This window comes from Dyadobacter endophyticus, assembly GCF_014641595.1.
Classification (GTDB): domain Bacteria; phylum Bacteroidota; class Bacteroidia; order Cytophagales; family Spirosomataceae; genus Dyadobacter; species Dyadobacter endophyticus.
The window spans coordinates 10239-10622 of record NZ_BMIA01000009.1 but is presented as its reverse complement, the minus strand read 5'-3'; the positions used below and the strand labels follow the sequence as shown (position 1 = coordinate 10622).

Sequence of the window (384 nt, the reverse complement as noted above, 5' to 3'; positions counted from 1 at the left end):
TTTTACAGGGTCCAATTATGCCGCACTCCCCTCTGGAGGCCCATTTGCTACCAGCAGCATGGGTACCAATGTCGACGTGGTGAGCACGGTAGAGTACTGGGACATAGACGGAGCGAATGCATCGCCCCTCACATTGACATGGGACGCAGGAAGTGCCATCGGTACACTGACAACTAGCCAGCTCAACAAGTTGACGATCGTCGGATGGAACGGAACACAATGGGTAGCCATTCCATCCAAAGTCGATACCACATCTGTATTGGGGGGCGGCAGTGACCTCACAGCCGGTTCAATCACAACGATCTCACCGTTAGCCCCTGACACCTATACCGCATATACGTTTGCGTCCCTTACCGTTCCACTGCCGGTTACCCTAACCAGGTT

1 pseudogene is annotated in these 384 nt (G+C 53.9%); it reads left to right on the top strand.

The features are described from left to right. A pseudogene (locus IEY24_RS32885) lies at positions 1–384 on the top strand (GEVED domain-containing protein); the annotation flags it as partial.